The organism is Spirillospora sp. NPDC049652 (genome assembly GCF_040675125.1).
Lineage (GTDB): Bacteria > Actinomycetota > Actinomycetes > Streptosporangiales > Streptosporangiaceae > Spirillospora.
The window spans coordinates 1-5,604 of record NZ_JBFAOF010000451.1 but is presented as its reverse complement, the minus strand read 5'-3'; the positions used below and the strand labels follow the sequence as shown (position 1 = coordinate 5,604).

The following is a 5,604-nucleotide window of genomic DNA, read 5'->3' as shown; positions in this document are numbered from 1 at the left end:
GTCGGCGCGGGCACGGTCGTCGCGCCGTCCGACGCCGAGCGGGCGCGCGCGGCGGGCGCGGAGTTCCTGGTCAGCCCCGGCTGCACGCCCGCGCTGCGGGACGCCATGACCGCGACCGGGCTGCCGTTCCTGCCCGGCGTGTCCAGCGCGTCCGAGGCGATGGCGCTGCTGGAGCAGGGGATCACGGCGATGAAGTTCTTCCCCGCCGAGGCCGCCGGGGGCGTGCCCTACCTGAAGGCGCTCGGCGGGCCGCTGCCGCAGATCCGGTTCTGCCCGACCGGCGGCATCACGCCCGAGTCGGCCCCGCGCTACCTGGCGCTGCCGAACGTCGGCTGCGTCGGCGGGAGCTGGCTCACCCCGGCGGACGCCGTCCGCGCGGGCGACTGGGACCGGATCGAGTCCCTCGCGAAGCAGGCCGCCGCCCCGGCGTCCTGACCCAGAGCTCGCGGCCTCCCCGTCTCATGGGGGTGAGGACGGGGAGGCCGCGATACCACCCCGGGGACGACCGCTCCCGGGCCTCCCGGGGGTTGTAGGGCGTCAGCGCAGTGCGTCAGCGCAGCGCCCTGCGGCGCCGCCGCGTGTGGACGAGCAGGGCCAGCGCCCGCACGATCCACAGGATCACCACGACGTGGAAGACGGCCAGCAGCGCCGTGCCCGCGCCCGAGCTGAACACCACCACCGCGAACAGCACGGCGAGCACAGGGAAGATCGCGCGCCGCCGGTGGCGGCCGCGCCACGCCGGATGCCCCGCACCCGCCCACATGGCCGGATGCCCTGGTCCCCATGCGGGTGCCGGGCCGTGCCCGTGGGACCGCCACGGGCCGTGCAGCCCGTACCCGTGTCTGTGCGGGTGAAGACCGTGGTGGCCGTGTCGCCCACGCCCGTGCGCGCCGGCTTCGTCGTGGGCCGTGCCGGGCTCTCGCGCGGGGGCGGGGAGCCCGTTCGGCTCCGGCAGGTCGCGGACGACGGCGCGCAGGTCGCCGAGGGTCTTGGCGGCCAGGGCCGCGTCGAGCCGCTCGTCCAGTTCGCCGTGTTCGAGACGGCCCGCCGCGTAGTGCTCGTGCAGCGCGAGCGCGACGGCGTCGCGCTCGGCGTCGCCGATCCGCAGTCCGTTGCGGCTGTCGGGGCCGCCATGCCGCGCGGAGTCGGTCACCGGCCCTCCTCGCCCTCGGACCGGCCGCCCGACTCGGACCGGCCGCCCGTTCCCGACGGGCCGCCCGCCTCCGAGTGACCCGTCTCCGGCGGGCCGCCCGCCTCGGAGTGGCCCGCCTCCGACGGGCCGTCCGCCTCGGGGGCGTCCTCGGCCAGGATGCGGTACAGGTCGCGGCGGGCCTCGGTGAGGATCTCCACGGCCCGGCCGACGCCGTCCGGGGTGCCGGAGCGCAGCACCTCGACGGCGGCCGCGCCGGTGCCCGCGATGGCCTTGAACAGGTCCGGGACGCCCTCGGGGAACTCGGGGGCCATCCGCGCCCACGGCTCGTTCAGCTCGTCGGCGTGGGCCTCGGTGTAGGCGCGGCCCTCGTCGGTGAGCCGGTAGACGCGGCGGCCCGCGTCCTCGTCGGACGCGACCAGGCCCTCGTCGGCGAGCTGCTGCAGCGCGGGGTAGACCGCGCCGGGGCTGGGCCGCCACGCGCCGTCGCTGCGCTCGGCGATCTCCTGGATGACCTGGTAGCCGTTGCGCGGCCGCTCGGCGAGCAGCGCGAGGATCGCGGCGCGCACGTCGCCCTTGCGGGCCCGTCCGCCCGGGCCGCCCCGTCCGCCGCGCCGCCACGGCGGGCCGCCCGGGCCGAACGGGCCCTGCCCGCCCCAGAGGCCGGCGTTCGCCCAGGACCGGGGGTCGCCGAACGGCCCGCCGAACGGACCCCCGCCGAACGCGCCGCCCCCGAAGCCGGGTCCCCGTCCGCCGTGCGCTCGGAAGCCGTGTCCCCATCCCATCTTCACCACCGCCTTCTGAGAGATCTCTTTGACCTCTCGCGATACGACAACGATATATCGAAGACGTTCGGCGGTCCAGGACGGTTCCCGAGCGGTGTCCTCCAGGAGGTATGTTGATATCGAGATAAATTCCAGATAGCTTGATGTCGAGAGAAAATCGGCGGAAGTTAGGCGGGGCCAGGTCCCGAGCAGGTATCCGGGTGCGGCAGGATTCTGTGTGGGGCGAGTGACCCCGTCCGCCGGCCCGAACCGGCCCTGGGTCGCACTCCACGACCGGCCGCTGCCGGCGGGACGGGCCCGCCCCAGATGACGAACAGTGATTTCGCCGCGCAGTCGCGTCCCGGACCGGACGCGCGGCGGTGACGGAGGAGGAGTCCGTGTCCGCGAACAGCTTCGGCGCCCGCAGCGAGCTGAGGGTTGGCGAGAAGTCTTACGAGATCTACCGGCTGGACGCCGTCGAGGGCTCGGCCCGTCTCCCGTACAGCCTGAAGGTGCTGCTGGAGAACCTGCTGCGCACCGAGGACGGCGCGAACGTCACCGCCGACCACGTCCGCACCCTGGCGGGCTGGGACAGCAAGGCCCAGCCGAGCCACGAGATCCAGTTCACCCCGGCCCGCGTGATCATGCAGGACTTCACCGGCGTGCCCTGCGTGGTGGACCTGGCGACCATGCGCGAGGCCGTGCGCGACCTCGGCGGCGACCCGACCCGCATCAACCCGCTCGCGCCGGCCGAGATGGTCATCGACCACTCGGTCATCGTCGACTACTTCGGCACCCCCGAGGCGTTCGAGCGCAACGTCCAGGTCGAGTACGAGCGCAACAAGGAGCGCTACCAGTTCCTGCGCTGGGGCCAGACCGCGTTCGACCAGTTCAAGGTCGTCCCGCCGGGCACCGGCATCGTGCACCAGGTGAACATCGAGCACCTGGCCCGCGTGGTGTTCGACAACGACGGCGTCGCCTACCCCGACACCTGCGTCGGCACCGACTCGCACACCACGATGGAGAACGGCATCGGCGTCCTCGGCTGGGGCGTCGGCGGCATCGAGGCCGAGGCCGCGATGCTCGGCCAGCCGATCTCCATGCTGATCCCGCGGGTCGTCGGCTTCAAGCTGACCGGCCAGCTCCCGGCCGGCACCACCGCCACCGACCTGGTGCTCACCGTCACCGAGATGCTGCGCAAGCACGGCGTCGTCGGCAAGTTCGTGGAGTTCTACGGCGAGGGCGTGGGGGAGCTGCCGCTGGCCAACCGCGCCACCATCGGCAACATGAGCCCCGAGTTCGGCTCCACCTGCGCGATCTTCCCGATCGACGAGCAGACCCTGTCCTACCTGCGCCTGACCGGCCGCTCCGAGGAGCAGATCGCCCTGGTCGAGGCGTACGCCAAGGAGCAGGGCATGTGGCTCGACCCGTCGGTCGAGCCGGAGTTCTCCGAGTACCTCGAGCTCGACCTGTCGACGGTCGTCCCGTCGCTGGCCGGCCCGAAGCGCCCGCAGGACCGCATCTCCCTGTCGGCCGCCAAGGAGACCTGGCGCCGCGACGTGCAGAACTACGTGCACGCCGGCGACGAGGCGGGCATGGAGTCCTTCCCGGCGTCCGACGCCCCGGCCGAGGTCGCCAACGGCGACCGCCCGCACCGCCCGACCGTCGTGAAGATGGACGACGGCGGCGAGTTCACGATCGACCACGGCGTCGTCGCGGTCGCGGCGATCACCTCCTGCACCAACACGTCCAACCCGTACGTGATGGTGGCCGCGGGCCTGCTGGCCAAGAAGGCGGTCGAGAAGGGCCTGACCCGCAAGCCGTGGGTCAAGACCTCGCTCGCCCCCGGCTCCCAGGCCGTCACCGACTACCTCGAGCGCGCGGGCCTGTCCCCGTACCTCGACAAGATCGGCTACAACCTGGTCGGCTACGGCTGCACCACCTGCATCGGCAACACCGGCCCGCTGCAGCCGGAGATCTCCAAGGCGATCAACGACAACGACCTCGCGGTCACCGCGGTGCTGTCCGGCAACCGCAACTTCGAGGGCCGCATCAGCCCCGACGTGAAGATGAACTACCTGGCCTCGCCGCCGCTGGTCATCGCCTACGCGCTCGCGGGCACGATGGACATCGACATCCTCAACGACGCGATCGCCGAGGACGCCGAGGGCAACCCGGTCTTCCTCAAGGACATCTGGCCGTCCAGCGACGAGGTCGCCGAGATCGTCGAGTCGTCCATCGGGCAGGAGATGTACCTGCGCACCTACGCCGACGTCTTCGAGGGCGACGAGCGCTGGCGCGGCCTGGACATCCCGACCGGCGGCACCTTCGAGTGGGACGCCGACTCCACCTACGTCCGCAAGGCGCCGTACTTCGACGGCATGGAGATGGACCCGGCCCCGGTCACCGACATCACCGGCGCCCGCGTGCTGGCCAAGCTCGCCGACTCGGTCACCACCGACCACATCTCCCCGGCGGGCTCGATCAAGGTCGGCACCCCGGCCGCGCAGTACCTGGAGCAGAACGGCGTCGCGGTCCGCGACTTCAACAGCTACGGCTCGCGCCGCGGCAACCACGAGGTCATGATCCGCGGCACGTTCGCCAACATCCGGCTGCGCAACCAGCTCCTGGACGGCGTGGAGGGCGGCTACACCCGCGACTTCACCCAGGAGGGCGCGCCGCAGGCGTTCATCTACGACGCCGCCCAGAACTACGCGGCGCAGGGCATCCCGCTCGTCGTCATCGCGGGCAAGGAGTACGGCTCCGGCTCGTCCCGCGACTGGGCGGCCAAGGGCACCGCGCTGCTCGGCGTCCGCGCCGTCATCGCCGAGTCCTACGAGCGCATCCACCGCTCGAACCTGATCGGCATGGGCGTGCTGCCGCTGCAGTTCAAGGACGGCGAGTCCGCCGCGTCCCTGGGCCTGACCGGCACCGAGACCTTCGAGATCACCGGCGTGGAGAAGCTCAACGAGGGCGAGACCCCGCGCGAGGTGACCGTGAAGGCCGACGGCAAGGAGTTCCAGGCCGTCGTCCGGATCGACACCCCCGGTGAGGCCGACTACTACCGCAACGGCGGCATCATGCAGTACGTCCTGCGCAACCTGCTGCGCAAGTAGCCGGGCGCGCGGTGACCACACCGCACTGTGCCGCACTGCACCGTGCGGCACCGCACCACGGACGGGCCGTCCCCAGCACGGGGGCGGCCCGTTCCGCTGTTCCAGGTCCACTCCGGGTCAGGGGGACGGCCGGGCGGGCGTCGCGGCGAGCCGGTCCTGGAGTTCGGCGTGCCGGAACTGGAACGCGGGCCCGACCCGGCGCAGCAGCGCGGACCGGTACGCCTCGTCCAGCCACGCCATGCACCGCCACGGGAGCCGTCCGCGCGCGGCGAGCACGGCCAACGCGAGCGCGTACCCGCCGCCCGCGCTGGTCAGCGTGGCCGCGAGCCCGGCGGAGACCAGCGGGACGAACGCGAGCACGAACCAGGCCTGCGCCAGCGCCACGGCGCCCTTCGCGGCCGGACCGGCGGGACCGAGCGCCACGGCGAGCGAGCCGGCCGCGGCGGCGGCCGTGAGCCCCGCCGCCACCAGCGCGGTCAGCCCGAGGTCGCGGCGGAGCGAGGCGCGCGGGTCCTCCGGCCGGTCGGTGGCGGCCGGAACCGACGCCCAGCGCACTGTCCCGAGCGTGAGTCCC

General features: G+C 73.1%; 4 protein-coding genes and 1 pseudogene. 2 read left to right on the top strand and 3 right to left on the bottom strand.

Going from position 1 to position 5,604, the window contains the following annotated elements:
- The coding region (gene eda / locus AB0J52_RS24910; protein ID WP_500184585.1) for a bifunctional 4-hydroxy-2-oxoglutarate aldolase/2-dehydro-3-deoxy-phosphogluconate aldolase at positions 1–435 on the top strand (435 nt) is incomplete at its 5' end.
- 115 nt (positions 436–550) lie between these two features.
- Here the strand turns inward: eda and AB0J52_RS24905 are convergent.
- Both AB0J52_RS24905 and AB0J52_RS24900 read right to left on the bottom strand, forming a co-directional pair.
- A complete protein-coding gene (locus AB0J52_RS24905) occupies positions 551–1,153 on the bottom strand; it encodes a DUF1707 SHOCT-like domain-containing protein (RefSeq protein WP_500184582.1) in 603 nt (200 codons plus the stop codon).
- Entirely contained in the window at positions 1,150–1,935 is a 786-nt protein-coding gene (locus AB0J52_RS24900; protein WP_500184586.1) for a PadR family transcriptional regulator, read from the bottom strand. Before AB0J52_RS24900 ends, AB0J52_RS24905 begins: the two co-directional genes overlap by 4 nt.
- A 377-nt stretch (positions 1,936–2,312) precedes the next feature.
- Here AB0J52_RS24900 and acnA point away from each other — a divergent pair, with 377 nt between their 5' ends.
- A complete protein-coding gene (acnA, locus tag AB0J52_RS24895) occupies positions 2,313–5,030 on the top strand; it encodes an aconitate hydratase AcnA (protein WP_500184579.1) in 2,718 nt (905 codons plus the stop codon).
- A gap of 117 nt (positions 5,031–5,147) precedes the next feature.
- Here acnA and AB0J52_RS24890 read toward each other — a convergent pair.
- Positions 5,148–5,604, bottom strand: a pseudogene (locus AB0J52_RS24890) (hypothetical protein); the annotation flags it as partial.